Source organism: Gordonia rhizosphera NBRC 16068, assembly GCF_000298195.1.
Classification (GTDB): domain Bacteria; phylum Actinomycetota; class Actinomycetes; order Mycobacteriales; family Mycobacteriaceae; genus Gordonia; species Gordonia rhizosphera.
Map to the genome: position 1 here is coordinate 33,282 of NZ_BAHC01000186.1, position 25,722 is coordinate 59,003.

Below are 25,722 nucleotides of genomic sequence, written 5' to 3' on the forward strand. Positions count from 1 at the left end.
CTCGGGCGCCGACATGACACAGACTACTGATCTGGTGGACTACTGTCCAGATGATCATCTAGATTTGGTTCTGTAAGGTCGTGTGGATGGTGGGAGCCGATATGAGTGAGAGAGATATGGCAGAGGGCGCGAACAGGGTCGATGAACCCTTGGACCTGCGGGCGGGTGTGGTCGGTCTGGGCATGATCGGTGGCGGTGTGGCGGTGAGTCTCGCCCGGAAAGGTCGGACGCCTGTCGTGTACGACATCCGGTCCGAGGCGGCGGATGCTCTCGAGGGCGTGCCGGCGGTGGTCGAGAGTCCTGCCGACGTGGCCCGCGGGGCCGACGTGGTGTTGGTCGCGGTGGTGAACGGTGAGCAGGCGCGCTCGGTGATCGGCGGCGACGGGGGGATCCTCGAAGGGGCACGGCCCGGCGCAGTCGTCGCACTCTTGTCGACGGTCGACATCGAGACGGTTCGGGAACTGTCCGCGACGTGTGCCGATCAGGAGGTCGGGTTCCTCGACGCCGGCGTCACCGGAGGAACCCAGGCCGCCCAGAACGGGCTCACCGTCATGGTCGGGGGCCCTGAAGACGTCTACCGCCGTGCGCGTCCCATCCTCGAGGACTTTGCCGGTGCGGTGGTCTACTGCGGTGAACTGGGGGCGGGAATGACCACGAAATTGGCCCGCAACGCGCTCACCTATTCGATGTGGGCCGCGGTCCGGGAAGCTGCGTCGATCGCGGAAGCCGGTGGGGTTGCGCTCGACAAGCTGCTCGAGGTCCTGGAGCATTCCGACGGGGGGACACATCCGCTGACGCTGTTGCGGGTGCACACGGCCGGACTCGAGCTGCCCGCCGATCAGGTCGACACCTATGATGCGTTGGCCCAGAAGGATCTTGCGGCGGCCCAGCGTTTCGCGGGCAGCGTGGGTGTGGAACTCCCCATCGTGAATGTCGTGCGGCCGCGGATGCGGGCCGTCTATAGCGGCGAGCGACCGGAGCCCCTGTCCGAGGACGCCTGGGAGCGGGGGCTGCAGATGATGGACCGCATCTACGGACCCGGCTACCGCGACATGGTGCCCGCCGGTTTGCACAACCCGTCGGTCGACGAGACGGTGGCTCATCTGTTCGCCGACATCTGGAGTCGTCCACATTTGACGGTGCGTGACCGTCGGTTGCTCGTTATCGGTGCCACCGTCATGCTGGGTCGGCAGGATCTCCTGGAGACCCAGATCCGTGGCGCGGCGGCTGCCGGTGAGTTCACTGCGGATCAGTTGCGTGAGATGGTCCTGCAGATGCAGACCTACGGCGGCCCGGGCAATGGCACCAATCTCATGTTCGCGGTCGAGAAGATCATCGCCGAAACGGAGAATCTGTGAACGCGCAGGTCCCCGGGAGTATCCGTCGCGAGTTGGCCGGGAATCCCGGCTCCGGTAGCGTCTAGACGCATGTCCATCGAAGACGGGGTCGCCGCCACTCGACGACGCCTGACCGGGCGGCGGGCAGAGACCGTGACGAAGCTGACCACGGCACTGCCCGTGGTGTTGCGTGAGGTGGGCTATCAAGATCTCACACTGCAGCGAGTGGCGGAGGAATCCGGCCTGGCACGCGCCACCGCCTATATCTACTTCTCGTCGAAGGACCATCTGATCGCCGAGGTCTACTGGCGACAGCTGAACAGCCTCGAGATGATCCAGTCTGATTCCGACTCCCCGGCGGATCGCGTTGTCGCCGTGCTCCGGTCCCTGGCGATGTTGTTCGAGGGGGAGCCGGAGTATGCGGAAGCCGTGTCTGTCGCGCTGCTCGGTACCGACAGTGACGTCATCGAGTTGCGCAGCCAGATCGCCCGCGAGATCCGCAGGCGGATCCGTACTGCGGTGGGCGAGACCGACGATCCGGCGGTCGTGGACCTCGTGGAGCTCATCTACACCGGTGCGATGACTCGGGCCGGAACCGGGCACGTCTCGTTCGCCGAAGCCGCCGACGTCATGGAGGCGGGCGTTCGCCGGATTCTCTGATATGGCCGCCGGATCGCGATGACATCGGACCGCGGCCCGGGTAACGTGCGGTTCATGGTGGACCTGTCCGGGGTATCGGCGACGCGCCGGCGGCTGACCGGGAAGCGCGCGGAGACCGTACGGCGGCTCAGCGAGGCCGCCACCGAGGTGCTGGGGCGAACGGAGTACTCCGAGGTCACCCTGCAAGCGATCGCGACCGAAGCCGGCGTCGCGCGCGCCACGGCATATATCTACTTCGCGTCCAAGGAACATCTCGTGGCCGAGGTCTACTGGCAGCGCCTTCTTGCTTCCGAACCGGCGCAACCATTTTCGTCGGACCCGGTCGATCGGGTAGTGGCGGTGCTGCGCTCCCTGGTCATGGTCGCCGGGGACGAGCCGCGGTTCGCGTTCGCGGTCTCCCAGGCGTTACTCAGCGCCGACTCGGACGTCACGCACCTTCGTTTCGAGATCAGCCGGGAGATCCATCGGAGGATCGTCGCGGCGCTCGGAGACGACGCCGACGCGACGACGGTCACCCTCCTCGAGCTCGTCTACACGGGCGCGATGGTGCGGGGTGGCACCGGGCTCGTCTCATTCGACGCCGTCGCCGACACTGTCGAAGTGGCTGCTCGCCGCATCCTCGCCGTCTGACCTGATTTTCGCGGCCCGCCCGTGCTCGAGGCTGCCACGATGCGGCGGCCGGCGAGCCCTCACAATTGCTTCCGGGGACAACCCCACCTCTGCCGTCTCCGCTTGTGCCGAGTACCAATGGCGTTGCAGGGCTCCAGAGTCGACGTTCATCCATTTTGGACATGAATCTAGATTGTTGTCTTGCCGATCGGCCCGGGTCCGTCTACGGTGGTTGCGGAGGCGACCGGCGGTGCGACGTGACCGGATGGGATTCGCCGAAGGGTCCGAGGTCGTCAGGAGGCTCGTGGTGGGATTGCGCGGTGATGCCGCCATCGTCGGCTATGTGGAACTTGCCCCGGAGAAGCTGAGCAGGGCGTCCGCAGGACCGTTCACGATCGAGCAGTGGGCCGACCTGGCGGCAGCGGCCACCGATGATGCCGGCCTTCCGGCCGAGCGGATCGATGGCATCGTGACCGCGGGCCTGCAGGAGTCGGAGATCTTCGTCCCGTCGACCATCGCCGAATACCTGGGAATACCAGCGAATTTCGCTGAGATCGTCGATCTCGGCGGTGCCAGCGCGGCGGCGATGGTCTGGCGGGCCGCGGCCGCGGTCGAGCTGGGGATCTGCGATCTGGTCGTCTGCGCATTGCCGGCCCGTTACCGGACCTTCTCGTCGGAGGAGAAGCCCCAGCCCGTGCGCGACGCGATGTTGTTCGGATCATCGAGCAACCAATACGGCTCCCCGCAAGCCGAATTCGACATCCCGTATGGGAATCTCGGCCAGAACGGACCATACGGTGAGGTCGCGCAACGCTACGCCGCCACCTTCGGCTATGACGAGGCTCTCATGGCGAAGATCGTTGTCGATCAGCGTGTCAACGCGAATCACACCGAGGGCGCGATATGGCGCGATGTTCCCCTTTCGATCGACGACGTGCTCTCGAGCCCGGTCATCGCCGACCCCCTGCACAAACTCGAGATCGTGATGCCGTGCACCGGAGGGGCAGCGGTGGTGATCGCCGGTCCGGAGCTGGCCGGGCGCGGTAGACATCGACCGGTCCGTATCACCGGGTTCGGCGAACACGTACCGTTCAAGACGCCCACCTACGCAGAGAATCTGCTGGAGAGTCCGCTGGCGCGCGCCGCGGAGACCGCGTTCGCGATGTCGGGGTCGACCCGCGACGAGATGGACATGGTGTCCATCTACGACTGCTACACGATCACGGTCCTGCTGAGCCTGGAGGACGCCGGGTTCTGTGAGAAGGGCAAGGGATTCCAGTTTCTGACCGACCGTGACCTCACTTTTCGTGGCGACTTCCCGATGAACACCGCCGGCGGGCAGCTCGGTTTCGGGCAGGCCGGATTGGCGGGTGGCATGCACCATGTGTGCGACGCTGCCCGGCAGATCATGGGTCGTGCCGGTGCTGCCCAGGTCGAGTCGTGTGACCGTGCTTTTGTGTCCGGCAACGGTGGAATCCTCAGCGAGCAAATCGCTCTCGTCCTCGAAGGGAGCTGATGGGCGTGACCGAGATCGATCTGAGCCGGCCGATGCCGGTCCCGACGCCGACATCACAACCGTTCTGGGACGCGTTGCGTGAGCATCGCATCATGATTCAGTACTCACCGTCGCTCGGGGAGTATGTCTTCTATCCGCGGAATCGCGCACCGCGAACCCTGGCCGACGACCTGGAATGGCGCACGATCTCGGGTGAGGCGACGCTGTACTCGTTCACGATCGCACATGTGCCGGTTGCCCCGCAGTTCGCCGACGCCGTTCCTCAGATTCTGGCAATCGGGCAATGGACGGAAGGCCCGCGATTCTCCACCGAACTGGTCGATGCCGATGTCGACCGCATGAGCGTCGGAATGGCCCTTCAACCGGTGTTCTGCGACCATCCGGAGCACGGCATCACGATGCTGCGGTACCGGCCGGCAGGTCAGCGCGGCTGAGCCGAGCGGACTTTCGCGTGACGATTGCCACGGATGCCTCGGACCGACCACGGCTGGGACGAATCCTTGCGTGGTTCGCGTTGCCACTCTTCTTCGTCGTCGGCTTTCCCCTCGCATACGTGAGCGCGCTGCACGATCCGACACCGCACAATCTGGCGCTGACGGTGGTCGGGCCCGATGCCGTGGTCACCCCGATCGTGGACGGCCTGGATACCGGTGACGAGTTCAGGGTGACGCAGAGCAGCAGTACACCCGATGCGGAACGCAGCGTGAAGAATCGTGATGCCGCCGGCGGAATCCTGGTCACGGTCGACATGCAGGCGCCGTCACGCGGTGAGTCCGTGCCATCGGTCACAGCCTATGTCGCGTCGGCCGAGGGGCGAGCCACGGTGTCGGTCGTGCAGACGGTTGCGGATAACTTGGCCCGGCAGCTGGGCACGACCGCCCGCACGGTGGACGTGGCGCCGTTGGCCGACGAGGATCCGTTGGGCACCAATCTGTTCTACTTCCTGATCTTCTGCTCGATCGGTGGCTATCTCGTCATCATCACGCTGTCTGAGGTGTGGGGTCCTTCGTTGCGGGCGCGTCTGGTCGGCGGTGTCGTCGCTGCGATCGTCACCCCGCCGGTCGTCTTCTGGCTCAGTGCGATTGTCGTCGGCGACTATGGGGCCGACGCGGGCACCATCGCGCGCTTGCTCGCCGCGGCATCGGTGTATGTGTTTGTGTGTGCGCTCGCGGCGATCCTGGCCGAGCAGATCATCGGTCCGGCCATCACCATCGGGGTGATCGCGCTCGTCGTCTTCATGAACTTCCCGAGTTCCGGTGGGGCGACCCCGGCGTCGCTGCTACCGGCGTTCTGGCAGAGCGTTCACGGGGTATGGTTCGGCGCGGGGGCCATGGAATCATTCCGGTCGATCATCTACTTCGATGGTGCGCACTCGTATCGCTGGCTGCTCCAGTTGACGGCGTGGGTGTTCGCGCTCTTCGTGATCGTGTCACTGGTGCACCTCGCCCGGACGACCGGACACCTTCGGCGCGCGATCGACGCACTGCGCGAGGGCAAACCGGTGGACGACGAGACCAAGGACACACCTCGGCCGTTGCCGGTCGGGATTCGGATAGTGGGAGCGGTCGCCCTGCCATTGTTCTTCATCATTTGTTTCGTGTTCTCCTACCTGACAGCGTTTCATGCACCCACGCCCAATCACATGCCGATCACGATCGCGGGACCCGAACAGGTGACGAGTCCGATCGTTGCCGGTGTGGACAGTCGGTCCCCGGGTTCCTTCGACTTCACCACGACCCGCGATCCGACGGCGGCGCGGCAGGCGGTCGAGGACAGGTCGTCGAGCGGTGCTCTCGTGGTCTCCGGCAACGAGGTGATTACCTATGTGGCCTCGGGCGGGGGCCGGATCGCAGTTCCGGCCGTCGAGTCCCTGGGATCGCAGGTGGCCGAGAGCATCGGCGGTACCGCCGAGGTGGTCGACGTTGCTCCGCTCGCGCCGAAGGACGCGACCGGAACGGGCCTGTTCTACCTGCTCATCGTCTGCTCTGTTGGCGGCTATCTGACGATCAATGCGCTGTGGCAGACCTTCCCGCTCGCACGGCTACGCGTGCAGCTGGCCCTGTCGGTCGGCGTCGCGCTGATCGCGCCGACGATGGCGATTCCGGTGGAAAGCCTGTTCGTCGGGTTCTATGACGCGTCTGTCGGTCAGATGCTGGGGGTGTGGGGAGTCGCGTTTCTCTACACCTACATCGCTGCAATGCTGGCCACGCTGCTGACCCGGTTGTTCAAGACCGCCTCCACATTCGGCGTCACGGTGTTCCTGCTCGCGCTCAACTTCCCCAGTGCCGGCGGAGCCATCCCGGCGTCGATGTTGCCCGGATTCTGGCAGGGCGTACACAGTGTCTGGTTCGGTGCGGCGGCGCTGGAGGCGATGCGGAGCATCGTCTACTTCGACGGTGCCGCATTGGGTGGATGGCTTGTGCGGTTGGCGATCTGGGCTGTCGTCGTCACCGTCGTCGTTCTTGGTGTGCGGTTGGTGCAGGAACGCAAACACTTCCCTGCGGAGCCGACGGGCCATGAGCGCGAGCTGACCGTGCCCGGTGTGGAAGCGGCGGCCGGTTCACTGTAGGTCGCGGGTGATCCGTCCTTGGATGGCTACGAGTCCGCCTCTGCGGGTGCGAACGGGTTGTTGAAGAACCACACGTTCTCCTCGACCATTCGGCTACTGCGCCATCCGGATTCCGTGCGTACCAGGTCGTGATGGTAGTAGCCGCCGCAGAAGCTGAGGCCCTTGACGCCGGGGAGTTGCATCGGGTTGTAGAACATCGCGCAGACCTTTGCGGAGTCGCCGTCGATCTCGGCGTCGATGTTGGTGATGTAGTGCTGGCTCATCGGGAGTACGCCGAAGTTCTCCGCGAGCCAGTCGGCGACCTCGTCGCGGCCGCCGGCGAAACCGTGTGGCGCCGAGGTATAGTCGACCACCGCATTCTCGGTGAACACCGAACGCCACAACGCCCAGTCCCTGCTGTCCACCCCGCGCGCGTAGGTGCGTAGCAGTGCTGCGATCTCGAGCTCGTCCCTGATCTGTTGGATGTTCACGGCTTGGCGCCCTTTCGGTGATGAGTTCGGCTGATCCGAGATGTTGGGGTCCGATATGCACCGGAGCTGGTCCCACAGAGGGGAGATGGCCGGGGCGAGAGAGAATCTAAGCGATGATCTGTACATCTGTCCACCACACCGTATGAAGCTGAGTCACAGCCGTTGTGGTGTGCTTGTCGGCCATCCGTCGGTGCGGCGTCTCCGGGTTCGTCGGACGGTGCGGTGTACGCCCGGAAAAAGTGGAATAGCGTCTTGACGCGTGACTGGACATCTATCTACGTTTGGGTGGGTGCGTCGTCGTTCTGCAGCAGGCGGCGGCGGACCGACCTCTTTGCCCCGACATGGGAGGACGGATTCGGCGATGACCGAAGCGCTCATCATCTCCGCTGTGCGGACACCGATCGCACGATCCTTCAAGGGAGGCCTCGTCGGCGTCGATGCCTTCGAATTGGCCGGCGTCGTACTCGAAGCGACACTCACGCGATCCGCCGTCCCGAGCGACGCCGCCGACGACCTCGTTCTTGCCGAGAGCTATCAGGGCGGTGGGGTAATCGGCCGCAACGTCGCGGTGCGGGCCGGGCTCGACTCCGTTCCGGGACTTGCGCAGAACCGTTGGTGCGCCTCGGGCCTCGCCGCGGTCGCGACAGCGGCGGGCTCGGTCCGGGCCGGGATGGATCGCCTGGTCCTGGCCGGCGGCACCGAAAGCCTCAGTACCGCACCGGCCTGCGTCAAACCCGCCGCCGAGGGTACTTGGCAACCCTGGAATTCGTTGTCGCATCCGGATCGTCCGGATGCGCCGGCCCTCGACATGCCCCACACCGTCGGCGAGAACACGGCCAAGCACGCCGGACTCACGCGCGGCGACGTCGACGCATGGTCGCTGCGCTCGCATCAGCGGGCGATCGACTCCATGGACAACGGGTGGTTCGACAATGAGATCGTTCCGGTCGTCGTGGGTGACAAGAAGTTCGCGGTCGACGAGCATCCCCGGCGCAACTCCAGTATGGAGGTACTCGCCGGCCTACCCGTGCTACATCCCGAGATCGACGGCGCGACCGTGACTGCGGGCAATTCCGCCGGACTCAACGATGCCGCCGCGATGGTGGGGGTGGCAGGCGACGACTTCGTCCGCACACATGGTCTGGTGCCCCTGGCCCGGGTTCGGTCATGGGCGTCGGTGGGCGTCGACCCGGCGCTCACCGGCACCGCCCCTAGTATGGCCATCCCCAAAGCGCTTGAGCGAGCTGGCTTGTCGATCGCCGACGTGGATCGGTTCGAGATCAATGAGGCGTTTGCCTCGGTACCTGCTGCGTGTGTGCGTGAACTCGGACTCGACGAGGACATCGTCAACGTCAACGGCTCGGGTGTCAGCCTGGGTCACCCTATTGCCGCGACGGGCGCGCGGATGATCGTGACGATGGTGAACGAGTTGCGCCGCAACGCGTTGTCCATCGGATGTGTCTCGATGTGCGCCGGCGGCGGCATGGGGGCCGCGATGGTCATCGAGGTCGTCTGACCACCCGCCGGCGACGAATCCAACCACAGGAGAAGGTGACGCAATGACGATGGCGCACGGTGATCTGCGATCGGAATGGAACTCACTGTTCATCGGCGGAGAGTGGGTCGAGCCCGCGACGTCGGAGGTGATCGAGGTTCGCTCGCCGGCAACCGGCGAGGTCGTCGGAAGGGTGCCACTGGCCGTCACGGCGGACGTCGATGCGGCCTGTCGGGCGGCACGCACCGCCTTCGGCGATGGCCCGTGGCCCCGGATGGCGCCCGGCGAACGCGCCGAGGTGATCGCGGCGGCGGCCAAGATCATGGAGGAGCGCGCCGACGAGTTCAAGGCGCTGCTGTCGGCGGAGACGGGTCAGCCGCCGATCACGGTCGACATGTTGCAGTACACCGCGGCGATCACGTCCTTCGGCTACTTCGCCTCTGCCGCCGACAAGTTCACGTGGCGCGAGGTCCGTGACGGCGCCTACGCGAAGATCATGGTGACCCGTGAGCCGGTCGGTGTCGTCGGGGCGATCACCGCGTGGAACGTCCCGTTCTTCCTGCCCGCCAACAAGCTCGGTCCCGCGCTGCTGGCCGGGTGTACGGTCGTCCTCAAACCGGCGGCCGAGACACCTCTCACCGTGTTCGCGATGGCCGAGGCGTTCGCCGAGGCGGGCCTGCCTGCGGGCGTCCTGTCGGTTGTGCCCGGTGGCGCCGAGACAGGGCGTGCACTGACATCGAATCCGGAGGTGGACAAACTCACGTTCACCGGGTCGAGTGTCGTCGGCCGGGAGGTCGGCGAGATCGCCGCGAAGAATCTGAAGCGCTGCACCCTCGAGTTGGGCGGGAAGTCGGCCGCGATCCTGCTCGACGACGTCGACCTCGACGCGGTTCTGCCCATGCTGGTGTTCGCGGGGCTGATGAACTCCGGCCAGGCGTGCGTCGCACAGACCCGGATCCTGGCGCCGCGGTCACGCTATGACGAGATCGTGGACAAGCTCGCGGCGGCGGTGGCGGCCACCCCGATCGGGTCTCCCGACGATCCGTCGGTCATGGTGGGGCCACTGATCAGCGAGAAGCAGCGTGAGCGTGTCGAAGGCTACATCCGTGCGGGCCTCGAGGAGGGGGCGCGGCTGGTCACCGGGGGCGGTCGTCCGGAAGGGCTGGACTCAGGCTGGTACGTGCAGCCGACCGTCTTCGCCGACGTGGACAACTCGATGACCATCGCCCGAGAGGAGATCTTCGGTCCGGTGCTCGTGGTGATCCCCTACGACACAGAGGACGATGCCGTCCGGATCGCGAACGACTCCGACTACGGACTGGCCGGCTCGGTGTGGACCACGGACTACCCGAAGGCCATGGAGATCGCTGCCAGGGTTCGTACCGGTACCTACGGCGTGAACATGTACGGCTTCGATCCGGGCGCGCCCTTCGGCGGCTACAAGAACTCCGGCATCGGCCGTGAGAACGGCACCGAGGGCATCGAAGAGTACTGCGAGGCCAAGAGTGTAATGCTGCCCGGCGACTACACGCCGGAGATCTGACGTCACGGCACCAACGACACACCATCGTTCCGGATCCGACGGTCTGGTCAGGACCCCTCGAAGATGTTCGTTCCCGACGGCATGAAGTCAAAGCTGCTCATCAGGCGGGTCTCGGTGTAGGTGCGGCGTGAGATCCGCCATCCCTGGGAGGTACGGACGAACTCGTCGGCGTACTGTCCGACGCCGTCTATCCACTGCTTGGGATCCGCAGCAAGTCTCTGAACGGTGTGCACATAGGTGACAGCCGTCGCGTGCCGGTCATCGACCAGGTCGATCACCATGTTGTGCAACATGTGTTTGGTGTCGCTCATCCCCTCGTGTGCTGCGGCCATGAAGTCCGTGACACCCGCCGAGTCCGTCCACTGCCCGATGGCGCCGTAATCGAGGGCGGCGTCGTCGATGAAGCACGTTCGGAACAGTTCCCAGTTCTTGGTATCGATCGCGGTCGCGTACCGCATGAGGACCTCTTCGATCGCGGCGCGCGTGGCATGTTGGTCTGACATCGGTCACATCACTTCCGTTGATTGCGCATCGAAACAAATGCGCGGAGGGAGGCATTTCTGTTGAGGTGCTCGGCGTTGCCGACGCCACCATCGCTGTGCCAGACGTCGTGGTGGAGTTCTTCGGCCACGTCCTTGCCGGTGTTGGTGAGGGACATGGCATCTCCGGGTGGTCGTGGTGCCGCGTGCTGGTGTCGCCGGGATGACCGCGATGGTCGATGGCATCGTCGGTCCGATGGCAACCCATGCCGCCATCATTGTGGCCCTTGCCGGTTGCGCTCGTCATACATCCTGCGCAGTTCCCGTTTGAGCATCTTGCCGGTGGCGTTGCGCGGGATCGGGCTCATGTCCATGATGACCTCCCTGGGGATCTTGAACTCGGGCATGCTCTGACGGGCGATATCGCGCACGGAATCCGCGGTGAGCGCGGTCTGGCCGGTACGCGGCGTCACCGCGACAACGAGTCGTTCACCCAATCGAGGGTCGGGAACGCCGAAGGCGGCCACTTCGCTGAAGAGGTCCGACGCGGCAATCGCCGATTCGACCTCGGTGCACGAGATGTTCTCCCCGGCACTGATGACGACGTCCTTCTGCCGGTCCACCAGATAGACGAGTCCGTGCTCGTCGACGAGGCCGAGATCACCGGTTCGGAACCAGGTTCCGTCGAAGCTCCGCGCGGTTTCCCCGGGAGCATTCAGGTATCCGGTGGTCACCATGGCGCCCTTCAATTGAAGTTCGCCGGTCTGTCCGGTTGCCGCTTCGGCGCCGTCGGCGGTGATCACCCGCACCTGCATGGTCGGCGACATCGGGCCCGAGGTGGCCGGGAAGGCGTTGAGTACGTCTCCGCCGGCGGTACACACGCTCCCACCGGGGCATCGGGACGATCACTCCCCCGGAGTTCATGACCGTCATGATGGAGGCGATGCCGGAGACATGGAACAGGGGATAGACCAGCAACGTGGACAGTCTCGGACTGTAGGCACGGAGGTCGTCGACCGGGATTCCGTAGTTGCGCGAGGCGAATTCGAGGTTCGTCTCGGCGACAAACTCCATGTTCTTTACCACCGAGGTGATACACCGGTGCGTGAGCATGGCGCCCTTCGCACTTCCCGATGTGCCCGACGTGAACAGGATCAGGCAGGTGTTGTCCGGCGCGACGCGACGATGGGGTCCCTCTGGTGACCACCGGATCAGATCCCACATGACGGGCGCCTCGGACTCGTCGGGATCGCCGACGATCAGCGGAGGTGCATTGTCGATCAGAACCAGCAGCCCGGCGCGTTTCCCGTCGGCGACAACGACTTCACTGGGAACGTCCTCCATCGCCTGTCGCGCCTCGGTGGGCGTGGCTCGACTGTTGTAGAGCACGGCGACGGCGCCGAGTCGGGTGATCGCGATCAATGCGACGACGTATGCGGCCCGGTTGGCCATCATGATCCCGACACGGGTTCCGGGTCCGACTCCGTATCGCTGTGCGAGCCCGCCGGCGAAGCGGCGGGCAGCCTCGTGGACCGCGCCATAGGTCATCACTCGATCGTCGTCGGCGATCATCACAACGTCGGCGTGGTCGGCGTCGTGCACCGACAACATGTCGTAGAGGTTGTCGGCGGCATTGCGGTAGACCGGGAACACGTCGCCGTCGACCTCGAGGTTCACCAACTCGAAGGCCGCGCCGGGTGCGGTGAGGGCTGCCTCGATCTCGCGATAGGTCTTCATGACGGCCGTACCATCGGGGCTGGTATCGCTCACAACACCTCCCTGTCCGCCGCAACGGTCACACGATGCACTCGCGGCACGCTGGGGTCGAGAGTGACCAGTCTTTCATAGCACCTTCAATGTGACTTTGGGAATGCTTTGGCGGCAGGTATTCCCGACTTCGGCCGATATGATGTCGGAATGACAGCCGTGAGCGCGAAAGGGACGCGTCTCAATCGTCGTGGGCAGCAGACCAGGGCTCAGATGATCGAGGTGGCGATCGATTGTCTCGCCACCGCGCGGGCGGACGAACCCGTCAGCGCGAATCTCGTCGCGAAGCGGTCCGGAGTCACCTGGGGGACGGTCCAGCATCAGTTCGGCGATGTCGACGGACTGTGGGAGGCGGTCCTGTATCGCATCTTGCAGCGCTGGCAACCCGTCGATCCGGTCGGCGATCCGTCATCGACTGTGGCCCAACGAATCGAATCCATCGTCGACCGGATCTGGCGCGCGATGGGGGCGCCGGAAGGGAGGGCCGTGGAGAAGCTGCGCACGATGCTCCCGTCCGATCACGATGAACTCGCGGCGATCTATCCCCTGACCTCCGCGGCGATCGCGGAGTGGGATCGCGCCTGGACGTCGGCGTATCAGGGGGCCTTCGACGGTCTCGATGTCGACGCCGGCCGGCTGCGTCGGGTGCGTATCTTCCTGCCCGGGGCGCTTCGTGGCATCCGGTCGGAGTCGGAGATGCTCAACTACGCAGATATCGACGAGGGGCGCCGCGGTCTGGTCGAGGCGATCGTCGCCTACCTCGACGGGTCGGGTCATTCCTGATCCCGCTGAGCCGATGCCACCGTTCACGATCGCGGGTGCAGGCCCTCGATCAGCAGGTCCGGGTGCGTGATGTGCGTGGTGATACCGAGTTGGCCATGGGATGGAAAGGTGTCGCCGAATCAACGCCACGAATCCGCGACCGTTCGCGGGTCGACGCTGGCGGCACGGTGGCGGTCAATCTCGGTGGGATCATCAACACCCTCGAACTCGCGCTACCGCATCTGAAGTCGGGTGCGTCGATCGTGTGCATCGGATCGATGGCGGCGTTCATGGGGTCATTCGAGTCCCCGGAAGCGGGTCCCGGGGCCGCCGGATACGGGCACTCCAAGCGGGCCGTGGCGCGACTGGTGAACGATCTGGCGCGCAATCTCGCGCCGAAGGGTATCCGCGTAAATGGGATCCACCCCGGCAACGTCGACACCACGATGGTGCACAACGATGAGATCTACCAACTGTTCCGGCCCGACCTGCAGAACCCGACCTACGACGACGCCAAGGACATCTTCGCGTCATTCCACGGGTTGCCGGTCGACCTGATCGCGCCGGAGGACATCAGCGAAGCCGTCCTGTACCTGGTCTCCGACGCATCCCGCTATGTGACCGGACAGCAGTTGAGGGTGGAGGCCGGCGCGCTGCTGAAGTCCGTGCCACCGGGCGTCCCGGACTGAGCGCGGCAGGCCCGACGGCTGTGCCCGTCATTGTTGAGCGTCAGTAGAATCCGATGTCGATAGAGAACTTCTCCATCCCGCGGATCTGCTCGGCCGTAGTGGCGTTGCGTCCGGAGTAGAACATCCATGGCATGGTGAGCACGTGCGTGATACCACCGGCGCGGGCGCGTGCGTAGTCCTCGATGGAGACGGCGTCGAGGAGCGCCGCGAGGACGGTGAAGTCCTCCATGGACTTTCCGGCCCCCTCACGCAGCGTGCGAATGCGGTCGACGGACTCCAACGCCTTCGCGGTCGGCATGAGGTCGCCGATCCACCCGTCGTGGGCCGTCGCCCGGCGCAGCGCTCGTTCGCTGTGTCCGCCGACGAAGACGGGAACGCGGGGGATTCGGGGCTCATCTCCAGTTTCGGAACCTCATAGAAGTCGCCTGAGAACTCCGTCCATCCCGGTTCCCAGAGCTGGCGCATGAGTTCGAGCATCTCTTCGGTTCGCTTGCCGCGCTTGGCGAACTCCGCGCCCATCAGTTCGAACTCCTCACGACACCAACCCACCCCGAGGCCCAGTTCGACCCGCCCGTTCGACAAGTAGGACGCGGTGCCGATGGATTCGCCGCCGAATACGGATCGCGGAGTGCGGCGACGTAGACGGTGGTGACGAAGCGCAACCGGGTGGTGACAGAGGCGAGGTGGCCCATCAGAACCCAGGGATCCGGCCAGTGGGTGAAGGGCTCCCAGCCGCGTTGCCCGTCGTCGCTGTACGGATAGGGGGTGTCCAGTTCGTCGAGATTGACCACGTGGTCCGGGATACCGAGACCTTCGTAGCCGAGTTCATCTGCAGCCTTGGCGATCTCGACGATCTCACGGGTGTCCAGGAATCCGGTACTGACGTAGAACTTCACTGCGTGCTGCCTTCCCGTGAGGCCGTGGTGGTGGAGTTCGCCGCGGACCGACGCCTACCTGCGTGAGCAGGGCGTTGTGGTCATCGGCTCGGTGACACCAGAATCTTGCGGTCCTGGCCGGCGTTGTGCAGATCAGCGAAGGCTGTTGCGACGTCGTCGAAACCGACTCTTCGGCCCACCAGCACGTCAGGCCTGATCACGCCGGTGGCCAGGGCCTGAGCGGCGGCGCGGAACTCATCGAGGGTGTAGTAGGAGACGAAGTGCATCGTGATCTCCTTGACCACGCCGGCCACCGGCATGAACGGGTCCTGTTCCATGCAGACGCCCGCGATCACGACCCGACCATGCGGCACGGCCGCGGCGACCGCCTGGTCGAGCAGCCCCGGCTTGCCCACACACTCGACCACGACGTCGAATCCGGACATCGACCCCGGCGCGACGGTCGGGTCGAGAACGTCGGTCGCACCCACGTCGAGCGCCACTGCCCGGCGGCTCGAGACGAGGTCGGCACAGACGACCTCCCGGACCGGGAGTCGCGCGGCCCAGAGCGTCACAGCCAGTCCCACAGGCCCGGCACCGATGACCAGGACCCGATCACCGGGGCGGATACCCGCTCGGGTGACCGCATGGAGCCCGACGGCGAGCGGTTCGGTCAGCGCGGCGTCGGCGACATCGAGACCGGCAGTTCCCGGGAGGGTGTCCAGGCGGACACTCTCGGCGGCTCCGACCCGCACGTACTGGGCGAGCCCGCCGGGCAGCACCCCGAGCCCGAGCGGTTGAGCGGATACGCAGCGTGCGATGTCTCCGCTCGCGCAGAACGCGCACCGTCCACAACCAATGACCGGCATCGACGTCACCGGGGACCCGATCGGCCAGTCGCTCTCTGTGACACCGTCTCCCACGGCGGCAACGGTCCCCGAGAACTCGTGGCCCATCACGGTTCCGTCGGGCAGCATCGCATGGATGGACAGGTCCGACCCGCAGATGCCGTTGGCGGCGACCTCCACCAGCAGTTCACCGGGTGCGGGTTCGGGGGTCTCGATCTCGGCGACCTCGAAACCGCCGCCCTTCGTGACCACTGCCAGCATCAGTCGTTCCCGTCAGAGAGCGGACGCAGCGTGCTCATCCCGCGTGGCACGATGAACACGCCCTCTGCCTCAGCGGTCCGGACACCGTCGACCGTCATGGTCGCCCGCGCGATCTTCTTCCGTCCGCTGCGTTCCGGTGTTTGCGCCTCCATTCGAATCCGGCCGAGCGGGGTCGGCCGGAGATAGCGAACGGTCAGCGTCCCGGTGTAGTTCGGCAGGCCGTCCATGCTCGCGGCCTCGCCGAGTAACTGGTCGAACAACAGCGACACCACACCGCCGTGTACATGCCCTGGGGGACCTTCGTACGCGGCTCCCAACGTGACCTCGGCCCACGCCACCACAGGATCATCCACACCGGCGCGGATCACCGTCAGGGGTGGCGCGATGGCATTGCGCAGTCCGATCACCGCGTTACCCCATGCCATACCTTGCCGGTCTGCGGTATGCCGGACGCCGTAGGACCCGGGAATCTGTTTCTCCCGCAACAGCGCAACGACATCGGAGATCGCCCCCTGGGCGTCGCTCAGCGCGTCGTCGTTGACCTCCGTCCGTATCACCGCATCGATCAGGTCACGCACGGCCGCGGTCAGGGGTTCGTATACGGCGGTGCGCCGTGCGATCTCGGCGCCGGAGATGTCCTCGAAGGTGAATTCCATGGTGCTCCTGCTCGATCATAGTGATGGGCCGTCAGCGACTCGACGAGATCAGGTCGCGCGTCGGCCATGATCGCCGCGCGATCCTCGGTGAGTACGAATCCTGCGCTGATCGCTGCATCGGTTGCGGTCTCATATGCATCCACGTACGCGACGGCATCGGCGTAGCGCCGGCGGAGTTCGTGATCCGGCGCCGGGGTGGTGGAACCGAAGAGAGCGCAGATGCGGGGTACGGGTACGGAGACGATCCCGCTGAGGATCTGCGTGGGTGCATCCACGCACGGCGTGCGCACTCCGCCCGTGACGTTGCCGATGGCATCGGTGACGAATGCCGGTGCAGCGGTCGATGATGCGAGCTCCAATGGTGGTGCCGTCGGAGGTGGGTCGCCACCGTCGATCCACCGGTTCAGGTGCCGGAGGGCGGAGCGCAGGACGAACCGTTGCTGTCCCCGGTTGACCGGTGTCGGGCATCTCAGCACGTGCTCGTACGGCCCGATCTGATGCAGGTCTGCATGCGATGTACCGGCGATCTCCCAGGTGCGCAGCGTATCCGAGTCGGGTTGCCGTGCGCGGTAGAACCGGAAGTTGCTCAGCACATCGGTCTCGGTCTGCACGATGAACACCGGGATGCCCAGGTCGGGTCGAATCGTCGTCGGCTCGGCATCGAAGACGGCATTGATGTCGATGGCGGCCCCGACCTCACCGAGCGAGGTACCGGCGGCGGCACGGCTGTGAATCAGTATTCCGTCGTAGCACCCATGGTGCTGCGCGATCCGGTTGGCGTAGGTGGTCAGCGTCATGGCCGCCTGTGATTCGCCGACCGCGACCACTTGGCGCACCGTCAATCCGGACAGCGGGTGCTCGTCGCCGTCCGACACCGTTTCACGCAGTGCCGCACCGATCTTGCCGAAGATGTCGTAGCAGTACGCGTCGCCCGGATGGTATAGACCCCCGTACCGCTCGGGGTCGTGTCCGGCCAGGCCTCGCCCGGGCTCGGTGAGGGGCCCACCGACCGAGCCGCTGCCGCCCGCGACGCCGGTGAACTGGGCGGAGACGCCGACCCACGCGAACCCGCCGCGCACTATCTCCTCGGCGAGGTAGGTGTACTCGGGTGCGGCATCGGAACCGCTGCTGACGTTGAGCCACTCGACGACGACCGTCCCGTTGAACGACGCGTCGTCGGCGGGTCGTCGGACGGCGACGCGAGTCGCATAGTTGTCCGCACCGACAACGGTGACGCCGTGGGCCCCCGATTCGGTGAACCGTTGTGCCGCACCGGTGGCGCGGTACTCAGACTCGTGGTAGCCGCAGGCGGTGAGGTCGGGGAGCGCAGCGGCCGCGATCAGCGAACACCCCGCACCGCCGTCCAGCCGACCGAACGCCACCGCACCGTTCACTGCTGTGACTTCGCGTGGTCTCGAATCGCCTTGCCGATCACCGTGTTCATCTTGGTGCCGATGGGCCAGCCGACGTAGTAACACAGGAAGAGCGCGACCTCTTCGAGCTGCCCGGGGGTCAACTCACCGTTGCCGAGGGCCGCGCCGGCCTGGATCTCGGCAACGTCGACCTGCCCGCTGCCGGCCAGCGCACCCAGCAACAGCAGGCGGCGGTCCCGAACCGACAGTTCTTCTCGAGTCCACACTTCGCCGAAGAGATGATCGGCCGTGTGGGCGAAGAACGCGCCCGGGCCGTCGGCGAATTCCCATCCGTAGACCTTCGACATCATGTCGAGGCCCTTCTGACGTTGTGCGTCGACCGTCTCCTCGGATGCGGTCACTGGTCATCTCCTTCCCGATGCGGCACACCGAGTTCGGCGGCGAGATCCCGCAGCGCTATCTCCCCGAGCGGGACGTCGACACCGAGCTCGCGCGCCAGGTGGAGGGCCAGGGACAGGTCCTTCTCGCCGAGTCCGCGGACATGTGTCATCACGCCGTACCAGAAATCGTCGGGTTCGATCTCGGCTGTGGTGTCACGCAACATGATCGCACCGGGTCCGCCGCTGATGGCGTCGGTGTGCCGAACCACCTTGCCCAGTTTGGCGATATCGATACCTGCGGCTTCGGCCAGGCGTGACGCCTCCATCGCGGCGGTGAAGGCGATGAAGTGCATGAGGTTGCGCGCGAGCTTCATCCGGGTACCGGCCCCCACGTCGGCGCCGGCATGTTCGAGCATGTCGGACACCACCGAGAAGGGCTCTTTCAGGCGCAGGTACGCCTCGCGGTCACCGCCCACCATGATCGCCAGCCGTCCCTGTTCGGCACCCGCGGCGCCGCCGGATATCGGTGCGTCCAGAAGGGTCACCCCTCGTTCGGCGCACTGCGCGGCGAGCTCGACGGCAGTCTCCGGGCTGATCGTGGAGTGCACCGAGATGACGAGGCCGTCGTGAGCGTTGGCGAGCAGGCCGCCGTCGCCGGTAACCACCGTGCGCACCTGTGCGTCGTTGAGGACGCAGATGCCGATGATGTCGGCGGCACGGGCGAGCGCGGCCAGCGAGTCGGCGGCGAGTGCACCCTGCTCAACCACCTTCACAACGGCTTCGGGGGACAGGTCGTAGACGGTCATGCCGCCCTGCCATTTGGCCAGCCGGGCGGCCATCGGACCGCCGATGTTGCCGAGTCCGACGTAGCCCAGTCGGGCGGGGGTTGCCACCGAGTCGGTCATGACCGGATGACCTGTCCGCCGTCGACGTTGAAGATCTGGCCGGTGATCCAGTTCGCCTCGTCGGAGAGCAGGAACTTGCACATGCCCACCAGATCCTCCGGAGTTCCCATGCGCTGCATCGGGAGTTTCGAGACCATGTCGTTGACGATCTCCTGCGGGGTGTTGGTGAGTGTGGCCTCGGTGTTGATCGGGCCCGGTGCGATCGCGTTCACGCGGATCTTCTGACCGCCGAGTTCGGTGGCCAACTGTTGGGTGATACCGTTCACGCCCACCTTGGCGACACCGTAGAAACCACTGTATACCCATGCCGCGGTGGATGACTGGTTGACGATGGCTCCACCGTGGGTCATGTGCGGATAGACCGCGCGGGTCACGTTGAGTGCGCCGTCCATGTTGACGCTCATGAACTTCTTGTAGTAGTCCCAATCGACCGTGATGAGGAAGTCGAATTTCATGGTTCCGTAGATCGCGGCGTTGTTCACCAGCCCGTGGATGGTGCCGTAGGCCTCGACGGTGGCGGCGGCCAGGTCCTTTGCGGACTGCGGGTCCGCGACGTCGGTGTGCACGTACAGGCCGTTGATGTCGGCGGCCACCTGCTTGCCGGCGTCGTCGTTGAGGTCGGCGACCACGACGTTGGCGCCCTCGTCGGCGAGGCCGCGGGCATAGGCTTCACCGATCCCACCGGCAGCGCCGGTGACGATGATGGTCTTGTCGGCGAAGCGTTGTGCACGATTGTCGGAAGTCATTCTCCTGCTTTCTTGTTGAGGGTTCTGTTTGTGCCGCATCGAGTGTGATCTAGATACGGCGCCTCGCTGCGCTCGGTGCCTACTCGATCGGCATTGGAGGCGCCCAACCAGTGGTCGAGTAGCCGCGAGCTTGCGCGTGGCGTATCGAGGCCACTCCTCCCGAAGGCTCAGACCGGGGTCGCCACCGCTTTGGTCTCGAGGTATTCCTCGAAACCGGCGACACCCATCTCGCGCCCGATACCGGATTGCTTGTAGCCGCCGAACGGAACATCTGCCGAGTACCAGATCCCGCCGTTGATGCCCATGGTGCCGGTGCGAACTCCGTTGACCACCTTGTTGATCCGTTCGGGATCGGTGCCCCAGACCGCACCGGACAAACCGTAGGGGGAGTCGTTGGCGATGCGGATGGCGTCGTCGTCGCCGTCGTGCGGCAGGATGACCAGCACCGGGCCGAAGATCTCCTCCTGCGCGGTCCGGGCCGAGTTGTCCAGTCCGGAGATCAGCGTCGGTTCGACGAAGAAGCCCTTGTGTTTGTCGGCCGGACGGCCGCCGCCGATCTCGATCGTGCCACCCTCGGACTTCGCGAGCTCGATATAGGACTCCACGCGTTGCCGTTGTGTCGCCGAGATCAGCGGTCCACAGATGGTGCCGGCGTCGGTGGGATCGCCCGCCGGCAGGCCGGCGAGCGCGTCGCGAGTGGCCACGATGGCCTCATCGAGTCTTTCGCGCGGGACCACGAGCCTGGTGGTGATTGCGCAGCCCTGACCGGCGTGGGTCACCACGTTGAAGGCCGCCATCGCGCATGCGGACGCGAGGTCAGCGTCGTCGAGGACGATGAACGCCGACTTGCCGCCCAGTTCGAGGAAGACCTTCTTGAGCGTTTCCGCGGCGGAGGCCATGACCTTCTTGCCGGTCGCGGTCGATCCGGTGAAGGAGACGAGGTCGACCCGGGGATCGGTGCTCAGCTGCGCACCGAGGGAGTGGTCGCTGGAGGTCACGATGTTGATCACGCCGGGGGGGAAGTCGGTCTCCTCGGCGATCACCTTGCCGACCAGCGCGGCTGACCACGGAGTGTCCGGTGCGGGTTTGAGGACGACGGTGCACCCGGCCGCGAGCGCCGGACCGATCTTGGCGAAGTTGATCTGGTGCGGGAAGTTCCACGGCGTGATGGCGCCCACCACACCCGCGGCTTCGAACCGCACCTCGCGGGTGTTCTTGAGCCCCATCGGTTTCGCCTCGCCCAGGTCCTTTGTCCACTCGTAGTTTTCGGCCAGGTCGGCGAAGTACCCAAGGTCTTTGACCGGACCCTCGAACTGTGGTCCGGTGGTGAGGAAGGTGGGGCAGCCCACTTCGGCGACTGTGAGTTCCCGGAACTCGTCGATGTGGGAGAGCAGGGCGTCACGCAACTGCCGCAGGCACCGCGCCCGAAACGCGTGATCCCGTGCCCAATCGGTGGTGTCGAATGCGATTCGCGCGGCCACGATCGCCGCATCCATGTCGTCTGGGCCGGCGTCGGCCGCTTTGCCGAGGATTTCTTCGGTCGCCGGGTTCACGACATCGTAGGTACCTCCGCTCCCGGGTGTCAGTTTGCCGTCGATGAGCAGGTCGGAGGCGGATGCGGGGCGTAGTGCCATGGCGGAGATCTCCATCTGGACAGGTGTCTGGACTCGAGTTCAAACTTAGTGTAGCCTCGCTCACATGTCCAGTCCCGTGTTCGGCCAGGTGTCGCAGGAACCCACCCGGCGTCGGCTGACGCCGCAACAGGCGGAAACCGTCGCGAAGTTGACCACCGCGGCAGTCGAGTTGTTGAACACCGAGGGTTTCGATGGCTTGACGGTGCGTGCCGTCGCCAAGATGGCCGGGGTGGCGCCGGCGACCGCGTACACCTACTTCTCATCGAAGAATCATCTCGTTGCCGAGGTGTTCTGGCGACGGCTGAGCGCTGGTGTGCCTCAACCGGATATGAGCCAGCCCCCATCGGAACGCGTCGCGCAGATACTGCGCGCGGTGTCCATGGTCGTGGCGGGGGAGGGGCAACTCGGCGGTGCGGTCACCATGGCGCTGTTGGGTTCCGATCCCGATGTCGAGCATCTGCGGGTCCGGATCGGTGGATTCATCAGGCGTCGGCTGTCGGAGGCTCTCGAGACCGATCCGGAGCAGCCCGGACCGCTCGTCGACGCGCTGGAGATGATCTACGCCGGTGGCCTGGTGCACGCAGGCATGGGGCATATGTCCTACGAGCAGACATCGGAACGTCTTGTCGCGGCCGCACATCTACTGATGGAGAAGTGATGACTGAAACCGCGACGGGGGCCGGGATGGAACACCGGGTGCCCTTCGACCCGTACGCCTACGAGTTTCACGAGGACCCGTATCCCACCTATGCGCGGCTGCGTCACGAGGCGCCGGTGTACTACAACGCCGAGATGGACTTTTGGGCACTCGCCGCACACCCCGACGTGCGCAACGCATTTCGTGACAGCGTGAACCTCTCTAATGCCTGGGGTGTGTCGATGGATCCGTCGTCCTACGGTCCCGACGCGCACAAATCGATGTCGTTCCTGGCCATGGACGATCCCAAACACATGCGTATCCGCAAGTTGGTGTCGAAGGGATTCACCCCGCGCCGGGTCAACGATCTGTCCGGTCGTATCACCGCCCTGGCCCACCGGCACTGGAGCAGGTGCCTGGAAAAGGGCGAGTTCGACTATGTCGCCGACTTCGCCGGACTGCTCCCGATGGACGTGGTCTCCGAACTGCTCGGGGTGCCCGAGTCCGATCGTACGTTCCTGCGTGAGCAGTCCGATTTGCTGCTGCATCGCGAGGAGGGCGTGCTCGACGTCCCCGAAGCCGCGGTGTACGCCTACATCGAGTTGCACAAGTACTACAGCGCGATGATCGCCGAGCGCCGGAAGAACCTCGGTGACGATTTGCTCTCGGCGCTGATCATCGCCGAGATCGACGACGACGAGACGGGTGAGAAGACCAGTCTCTCCGAGGACGAGATCGTCGGATTCATGGTTCTCATGGTGGTCGCCGGCAACGAGACGACCACCAAACTGCTGGCCAACGCCGTGTATTGGGCATGGTGCCATCCCACTGAACTGGGTAAGGTGTTGGCCGACGTCGACCTGGTGCCGGACTGGACCGAAGAGACACTGCGCTTCGACAACTCCACGCAGATGGTGCTACGCAAGGTGGCCAACGATGTCGAATACGGCGACTACACGATCCCGGCCGGCCACCGCGTGCTACTGCTCGTCGGTTCGGCAAATCGTGACGAGGACGTCTTCGACGACGCCGACCGATATCACATCGGTCGGGACTGCGGCCAGTCGCTGATGAGCTTCGGGATGGGCACACACTTCTGCCTGGGTGCGCATCTCGCACGACTGGAGTCCAACATCGGTCTGACCGAGGTGATCAGATCGGTGCGCGACATCGACATCGACATCGACAGGGCGGAACGCGTCCATTCGGTGAATGTCCGTGGATTCGCCAAACTACCCATGAAGGTGCAGGTGCGCTGATGGCATACGTTCCTCATCCTGACCGACGACCCGCGCTGATCTGCGGCGCGTCTTCCGGTATCGGTGCGTCGACCGCGGAGATGCTCGCGGCAGCCGGTTATCCGGTCGCCCTCGCTGCCCGTCGGGTGAACAAGCTCCAGGAGATCGTCGACCGGATCACCTCGGCCGGTGGGGAGGCGGTGGCTGTGCCGCTCGACGTCACCGACGCGGCGTCGGTCACCGAATGCGTGGCGAAGGCGCAGGCCGCACTGGGCGATCTGGAGATCGTCGTAAATGGCGCCGGTGACGTGCACTTTGCGAAATCCTTCGAGGTGACCCCCGAGGACTTCGCGGCTCAGGTCGACATCCACCTGCTCGGTGCCTTCCGAGTCTACCGAGCGGTGATCAACGGAATGATCGAACGCGGTCGCGGCGACATCGTGTTCATCGGATCCGATGTCGCGCAGGAACACCGGCCCTGGATGGCCGCGTACGGAGCGGCGAAGATCGGCCTCGACGCGCTCGCCAGCACGGCGCAGCTGGAACTCGAGGGCACCGGCGTGCGCGTCGGCGTCATCCGTCCGGGACAGGTGATCACCGGCATGGGGATGGACCTTGATCCCGTGGTCGGTGAAAAGATGTTGAGCGACTGGGTCCGATACGGCTTTGCGCGGAACAGCAATTTCCTTCGGCCCGAACACATCGCGCAGGCGATCACCACCATCGTGGGGATGCCGCGCGGCGCTCACATGCGCGCCGTCGAGGTCGAGGCCGAAGGAGCCATCCCGAAGCGATCCAAGAAAGCTACCGAAGGAGGCGGGAAATGACCGCTCTGACCAAACCGAAGCGCGTCTCCGGCGGCGATGGCGAACACGGCCATCTCGAAGAGCTAACCACCGATCCCATCGGTCTGTTCTGGCGTGTGCGCGAGGAATGTGGTGACGTCGGTCAATTCCAGCTCGCGGACCGCGAGATCGTGCTCGTCTCGGGTGCGGCCGCCAATGAGGAGTTCTTTCGCGCGCCGGATGAGGACCTCGACCAGGCCGCCGCGTACCCCTTCATGACCCCCGTATTCGGCGAGGGCGTGGTGTTCGACACGAGCCCGGAGGAACGCTCCAAGGCGATCCACAATTCGGCGCTCAAAGGCCCGCACATGAAACAACATGCAGTGACCATCCCCAACGAGGTCGAGCGCATCATCGCCGGGTGGGGCGACGAAGGCGAGATCGATCTGCTGGAGTTCTTCGGTGAGCTGACGCTGTACACCTCGTCGGCCTGCCTGATCGGTCGGAAGTTCCGTGAGCAGCTCAACGGCCATATCGCCGAGTTGTTCCACGACCTGGAGAAGGGTACCGACCCCATCGCCTACGTGGATATGCACGCCGACATCGAGAGCTTCCGCAAGCGGGACTCCGCGCGCGCCGAGCTCGTGGAATTCATCCAGGGGGTGATGGACGAGCGGATCGCCAATCCTGTCGAGACGAAGGAAGACCGCGATCTGATGGATGTGCTGATTCAGGTTGGCTTCGACGCCAACACGATCACGGGCATGTTCATCTCGATGATGTTCGCCGGGCATCACACCACGCAGGGCACCGCGGCGTGGACACTCATCGAGCTGCTCCGGCATCCCGACTACATGAAACGCGTCTACGACGAACTCGACGAGATCTACGGCGACACACCGAGGGGCGAACGCCCCGAGTACACCTTCGCCCACACCCGTCAGATGCCGCAACTCGAGGACGCGCTCAAGGAGACACTGCGCCTGCATCCTCCGCTGATCATTCTCATGCGGATGGTGCAAGAGGATTTCCACATCGAGGACTATGAGATCAAGGCAGGACAGACGATCGCGGTGTCGCCGGCCGTGTCGAACCGACTGCCGGAGGATTTCCCGAATCCTGACAGCTTCGACCCCGATCGTTACGATAAGCCGCGCCAAGAAGATCTCGTCAATCGGTGGACTTGGATTCCGTTCGGAGCCGGCCGCCACCGTTGTGTCGGAGCGCAATTCGCCATCATGCAGCTGAAGGCCATCTTCTCGGTCCTATTCCAGAACTACGAGTTCAAGATGCTCCAGCCCTCCGACTCCTACCGCAACGACCACTCCAAGATGGTGGTCCAGCTGCAGCAGCCGTGCCGGGTGGCGTATCGGAGGAGGAATCGCTGATGCGCGTCGAGGTGGACCTGGACATCTGTCAGGGCCACGGGATGTGTGAGATGGAGGCTCCCGAGGTCTTCGAAACTCAGCAGGACCACGTGAAGATCCT

General features: G+C 65.1%; 27 protein-coding genes and 1 pseudogene. 15 read left to right on the top strand and 13 right to left on the bottom strand.

Features of this window, described 5'->3' with window-relative positions; all coding sequences use genetic code 11:
- The first annotated feature begins 101 nt into the window (after window positions 1-101).
- The 6 genes from GORHZ_RS22705 (at window position 102) to GORHZ_RS29710 (ending at window position 6,691) form a co-directional block, all read left to right on the top strand.
- A complete protein-coding gene (locus GORHZ_RS22705) occupies window positions 102-1,358 on the top strand; it encodes an NAD(P)-binding domain-containing protein (RefSeq protein ID WP_217998354.1) in 1,257 nt (418 codons plus the stop codon).
- Window positions 1,359-1,427: 69 nt separating this feature from the next.
- Window positions 1,428-1,997, top strand: a complete 570-nt coding sequence (locus tag GORHZ_RS22710; RefSeq protein ID WP_006337340.1) for a TetR/AcrR family transcriptional regulator — start codon at window positions 1,428-1,430, stop codon at window positions 1,995-1,997.
- Between the two features lie 18 nt (window positions 1,998-2,015).
- Entirely contained in the window at window positions 2,016-2,627 is a 612-nt protein-coding gene (locus tag GORHZ_RS22715) for a TetR/AcrR family transcriptional regulator (protein ID WP_006337341.1), read from the top strand.
- Between the two features lie 286 nt (window positions 2,628-2,913).
- Window positions 2,914-4,122, top strand: a complete 1,209-nt coding sequence (locus GORHZ_RS22720) for a thiolase family protein (protein ID WP_006337342.1) — start codon at window positions 2,914-2,916, stop codon at window positions 4,120-4,122.
- Complete coding sequence (locus GORHZ_RS22725; protein ID WP_006337343.1) at window positions 4,122-4,556, top strand: Zn-ribbon domain-containing OB-fold protein; 435 nt, start codon at window positions 4,122-4,124, stop codon at window positions 4,554-4,556. Before GORHZ_RS22720 ends, GORHZ_RS22725 begins: the two co-directional genes overlap by 1 nt.
- Before the next feature lie 17 nt (window positions 4,557-4,573).
- Window positions 4,574-6,691 (top strand): ABC transporter permease, encoded by a 2,118-nt coding sequence (locus GORHZ_RS29710; protein ID WP_006337344.1) that lies wholly within the window; start codon window positions 4,574-4,576, stop codon window positions 6,689-6,691.
- Between the two features lie 26 nt (window positions 6,692-6,717).
- Here the strand turns inward: GORHZ_RS29710 and GORHZ_RS22735 are convergent, their stop codons facing one another.
- Window positions 6,718-7,161, bottom strand: a complete 444-nt coding sequence (locus GORHZ_RS22735; RefSeq protein ID WP_006337345.1) for a nuclear transport factor 2 family protein — start codon at window positions 7,159-7,161, stop codon at window positions 6,718-6,720.
- Between the two features lie 361 nt (window positions 7,162-7,522).
- Here GORHZ_RS22735 and GORHZ_RS22740 point away from each other — a divergent pair, with 361 nt between their 5' ends.
- Entirely contained in the window at window positions 7,523-8,677 is a 1,155-nt protein-coding gene (locus GORHZ_RS22740; protein ID WP_006337346.1) for a thiolase family protein, read from the top strand.
- 43 nt (window positions 8,678-8,720) lie between these two features.
- Window positions 8,721-10,199, top strand: coding sequence for an aldehyde dehydrogenase (locus GORHZ_RS22745; RefSeq protein ID WP_006337347.1), 1,479 nt, complete (start codon window positions 8,721-8,723; stop codon window positions 10,197-10,199).
- A gap of 47 nt (window positions 10,200-10,246) precedes the next feature.
- Here the strand turns inward: GORHZ_RS22745 and GORHZ_RS22750 are convergent, their stop codons facing one another.
- From GORHZ_RS22750 to GORHZ_RS31815, 4 genes are all read right to left on the bottom strand, one after another.
- Window positions 10,247-10,702 (bottom strand): nuclear transport factor 2 family protein, encoded by a 456-nt coding sequence (locus tag GORHZ_RS22750; RefSeq protein WP_006337348.1) that lies wholly within the window; start codon window positions 10,700-10,702, stop codon window positions 10,247-10,249.
- An 8-nt stretch (window positions 10,703-10,710) separates the two neighbouring features.
- Window positions 10,711-10,857: a hypothetical protein gene (locus GORHZ_RS31035; RefSeq protein WP_157205323.1), complete on the bottom strand. Its 147-nt coding sequence runs from the start codon at window positions 10,855-10,857 to the stop codon at window positions 10,711-10,713.
- Between the two features lie 96 nt (window positions 10,858-10,953).
- Window positions 10,954-11,415 (bottom strand): class I adenylate-forming enzyme family protein, encoded by a 462-nt coding sequence (locus GORHZ_RS31810; protein ID WP_006337349.1) that lies wholly within the window; start codon window positions 11,413-11,415, stop codon window positions 10,954-10,956.
- Window positions 11,339-12,448, bottom strand: a complete 1,110-nt coding sequence (locus GORHZ_RS31815; protein ID WP_006337350.1) for an AMP-binding protein — start codon at window positions 12,446-12,448, stop codon at window positions 11,339-11,341. The genes GORHZ_RS31810 and GORHZ_RS31815 overlap by 77 nt, the downstream gene beginning before the upstream one ends.
- Before the next feature lie 147 nt (window positions 12,449-12,595).
- Here GORHZ_RS31815 and GORHZ_RS22765 point away from each other — a divergent pair, with 147 nt between their 5' ends.
- Both GORHZ_RS22765 and GORHZ_RS22770 read left to right on the top strand, forming a co-directional pair.
- Entirely contained in the window at window positions 12,596-13,228 is a 633-nt protein-coding gene (locus GORHZ_RS22765) for a TetR/AcrR family transcriptional regulator (protein ID WP_006337351.1), read from the top strand.
- A gap of 35 nt (window positions 13,229-13,263) precedes the next feature.
- The gene (locus GORHZ_RS22770) at window positions 13,264-13,896 is read left to right on the top strand and encodes an SDR family oxidoreductase (RefSeq protein ID WP_006337352.1); all 633 of its coding nucleotides are present in this window, start codon (window positions 13,264-13,266) and stop codon (window positions 13,894-13,896) included.
- A 40-nt stretch (window positions 13,897-13,936) separates the two neighbouring features.
- On the opposite strand, the pseudogene GORHZ_RS22775 reads toward GORHZ_RS22770, so the two are convergent.
- The 8 genes and pseudogenes from GORHZ_RS22775 to GORHZ_RS22810 form a co-directional block, all read right to left on the bottom strand.
- A pseudogene (locus GORHZ_RS22775) lies at window positions 13,937-14,792 on the bottom strand (TIGR03619 family F420-dependent LLM class oxidoreductase).
- 80 nt (window positions 14,793-14,872) lie between these two features.
- Complete coding sequence (locus tag GORHZ_RS22780; RefSeq protein ID WP_006337355.1) at window positions 14,873-15,880, bottom strand: alcohol dehydrogenase catalytic domain-containing protein; 1,008 nt, start codon at window positions 15,878-15,880, stop codon at window positions 14,873-14,875.
- Entirely contained in the window at window positions 15,880-16,536 is a 657-nt protein-coding gene (locus tag GORHZ_RS22785) for a PaaI family thioesterase (RefSeq protein WP_006337356.1), read from the bottom strand. Before GORHZ_RS22785 ends, GORHZ_RS22780 begins: the two co-directional genes overlap by 1 nt.
- Complete coding sequence (locus GORHZ_RS22790; RefSeq protein ID WP_006337357.1) at window positions 16,467-17,930, bottom strand: alpha/beta hydrolase domain-containing protein; 1,464 nt, start codon at window positions 17,928-17,930, stop codon at window positions 16,467-16,469. The genes GORHZ_RS22785 and GORHZ_RS22790 overlap by 70 nt, the downstream gene beginning before the upstream one ends.
- Window positions 17,927-18,259, bottom strand: coding sequence for a carboxymuconolactone decarboxylase family protein (locus tag GORHZ_RS22795; protein ID WP_040533088.1), 333 nt, complete (start codon window positions 18,257-18,259; stop codon window positions 17,927-17,929). The genes GORHZ_RS22790 and GORHZ_RS22795 overlap by 4 nt, the downstream gene beginning before the upstream one ends.
- Window positions 18,260-18,306: 47 nt before the next feature.
- Window positions 18,307-19,194, bottom strand: a complete 888-nt coding sequence (locus tag GORHZ_RS22800) for an NAD(P)-dependent oxidoreductase (RefSeq protein ID WP_006337359.1) — start codon at window positions 19,192-19,194, stop codon at window positions 18,307-18,309.
- Window positions 19,191-19,940 (bottom strand): SDR family oxidoreductase, encoded by a 750-nt coding sequence (locus GORHZ_RS22805; RefSeq protein WP_006337361.1) that lies wholly within the window; start codon window positions 19,938-19,940, stop codon window positions 19,191-19,193. The genes GORHZ_RS22800 and GORHZ_RS22805 overlap by 4 nt, the downstream gene beginning before the upstream one ends.
- A gap of 167 nt (window positions 19,941-20,107) precedes the next feature.
- Complete coding sequence (locus GORHZ_RS22810; protein WP_006337363.1) at window positions 20,108-21,574, bottom strand: aldehyde dehydrogenase; 1,467 nt, start codon at window positions 21,572-21,574, stop codon at window positions 20,108-20,110.
- 64 nt (window positions 21,575-21,638) lie between these two features.
- Here GORHZ_RS22810 and GORHZ_RS22815 point away from each other — a divergent pair, with 64 nt between their 5' ends.
- The 5 genes from GORHZ_RS22815 to GORHZ_RS22835 all read left to right on the top strand — a co-directional run.
- A complete protein-coding gene (locus tag GORHZ_RS22815; protein WP_040533059.1) occupies window positions 21,639-22,232 on the top strand; it encodes a TetR/AcrR family transcriptional regulator in 594 nt (197 codons plus the stop codon).
- Window positions 22,232-23,470: a cytochrome P450 gene (locus GORHZ_RS22820; RefSeq protein WP_006337369.1), complete on the top strand. Its 1,239-nt coding sequence runs from the start codon at window positions 22,232-22,234 to the stop codon at window positions 23,468-23,470. The genes GORHZ_RS22815 and GORHZ_RS22820 overlap by 1 nt, the downstream gene beginning before the upstream one ends.
- Window positions 23,470-24,276, top strand: a complete 807-nt coding sequence (locus tag GORHZ_RS22825; protein ID WP_006337370.1) for an SDR family oxidoreductase — start codon at window positions 23,470-23,472, stop codon at window positions 24,274-24,276. The genes GORHZ_RS22820 and GORHZ_RS22825 overlap by 1 nt, the downstream gene beginning before the upstream one ends.
- Complete coding sequence (locus GORHZ_RS22830) at window positions 24,273-25,622, top strand: cytochrome P450 (RefSeq protein WP_006337372.1); 1,350 nt, start codon at window positions 24,273-24,275, stop codon at window positions 25,620-25,622. Before GORHZ_RS22825 ends, GORHZ_RS22830 begins: the two co-directional genes overlap by 4 nt.
- On the top strand, window positions 25,622-25,722 hold a 101-nt coding region (locus tag GORHZ_RS22835; RefSeq protein WP_006337374.1), incomplete at its 3' end, for a ferredoxin. The genes GORHZ_RS22830 and GORHZ_RS22835, both read left to right, overlap by 1 nt.